The organism is Chromohalobacter sp. 296-RDG, assembly GCF_029889885.1.
GTDB lineage: Bacteria > Pseudomonadota > Gammaproteobacteria > Pseudomonadales > Halomonadaceae > Chromohalobacter.
Map to the genome: position 1 here is coordinate 1 of NZ_JARANY010000180.1, position 1,614 is coordinate 1,614.

General features: G+C 61.1%; 2 protein-coding genes. Both read left to right on the top strand.

Translation table 11 applies throughout. The features are described 5' to 3' along the window. The first annotated feature begins 315 nt into the window (after positions 1-315). Entirely contained in the window at positions 316-1,047 is a 732-nt protein-coding gene (locus OP495_RS17650; protein WP_280561421.1) for a ParA family protein, read from the top strand. Between the two features lie 72 nt (positions 1,048-1,119). After that, a partial coding sequence (gene cobO, locus OP495_RS17655; RefSeq protein WP_280571070.1) for a cob(I)yrinic acid a,c-diamide adenosyltransferase occupies positions 1,120-1,614 on the top strand: 495 nt, incomplete at its 3' end.

Sequence of the window (1,614 nt, forward strand, 5' to 3'; positions counted from 1 at the left end):
ACACGCTCTGCGGCCCGAAAAGGCCAGGGTCGCCCGGTGGGTGTTCATAATCGATATCGCCCAAGGCCATGCCGGTCACGCCCATGATCTGGCGCTCGATACGCCGCCTCAGTACTTCCACCGCCGCCTCCTGCGCCTCAGGGTTGTACATCCCTTGATGCCTGACAATCATCACACATTGAAGAGGTACCCATGATACTGCGTTATATTCTGATGGATCGCTGGCACGATCGTCGATGAGGCGTTTGGCTGAAACATGAATGTCACAACAGGCTGTCACCATTTCCCACGCGCTATTGCCTGGGAGAAACCGCGATGAAAATGCTAGCCATCTACAGTATCAAGGGTGGCGTGGGCAAGACCGCCTCTGCCGTCAACCTGGCCGCACTGGCGAGCCAGGCCGGGCATCGCGTACTGCTTTGGGATCTCGATCCACAAGCGGCCACCACCTTCTATCTACGCGTCAAGCCCAAGGTACGCGGCGGCGTGGACAAGCTCGTCAAGGGCAAGGCCTCATTCGACAAGGTCATTCGTACCAGCGAGATACCCGACCTCGATCTACTGCCGGCGTCGTTCGGCTCGCGGGAGATGGATCACCTGCTCGAAGGCCGCAAGCTCAGCCGGCTACGCAAGATTCTCAAGCCGGTACACGACGATTACGACCTGGTGATACTCGACTGCCCGCCGAGCATTTCCACGCTCTCCGAACATGTTTTTTCGAGTGTTGACGCCCTGCTGGTGCCCACAGTGCCAACGACGCTCTCGCTGCGCACCCTGGAACAGTTGCGCGAGCACCTCGACGAGGCCAACCATTCTTGTCCGATCTGGCCCTTCTTCACGCTCGCCGATCGTCGCAAAAAACTCCATCTCGAGGTCATGGCCACGCTCAATCAGGATTGGCCACTGATGCTGACCACGACCATTCCCAACGCCAGTGCCGTCGAGCGCATGGGGCTCGAGCGCGCGCCGATCACGCAGTTCGCACGCTCATCCCCTGCGGCCCGCGCCTATCGTAGCCTGTGGCGAGAACTTGAACAGCGCCTGTAGACCACACACGTCTGCAACGTTGTGGGGCAGACCCGGGACGCGTTACGTTGCCTTTTTGTCCAGGAACCTCGCATGACCGACCGCCAGTCCCGCCATCGCAACGCCATGCGCAACCTCAAGTCGCATGTCGACGAGAAAGTCGCCGCCGCCACCGAGCAGCGCGGTCTGTTGCTGGTCTTTACCGGCAACGGCAAAGGCAAGACCACCGCCGCCTGGGGCACCGTCACCCGGGCGCTCGGCTACGGCTATCGAGCCGGCGTGGTGCAGTTCATCAAGGGCATGTGGGAATGCGGCGAGCGCGAACGCCTCGAGAGCGATCCCAATCTGAGCGTGCATATCATGGCCACCGGCTTCACCTGGGAGACTCAGAATCGTGAGTCGGACACCCAGGCCTGCCAGACCGTGTGGGCGGACGCACAACGCCTGCTGAACGACCCCGAGGTCTATCTCGTGGTGCTCGACGAGATCACCTACATGCTCAAGTTCGGCTATCTCGACATTGCCACGGTCCGCGAGGCACTCGCCAACCGGCCCACCGAGCAGACGGTGATCGTCACCGGGCGCAAT

Bases quoted from the DNA above. Each gene is read 5' to 3' on its own strand.
- OP495_RS17650 (WP_280561421.1), top strand. From the start codon at position 316: ATGAAAATGCTAGCCATCTACAGTATCAAGGGTGGCGTGGGCAAGACC.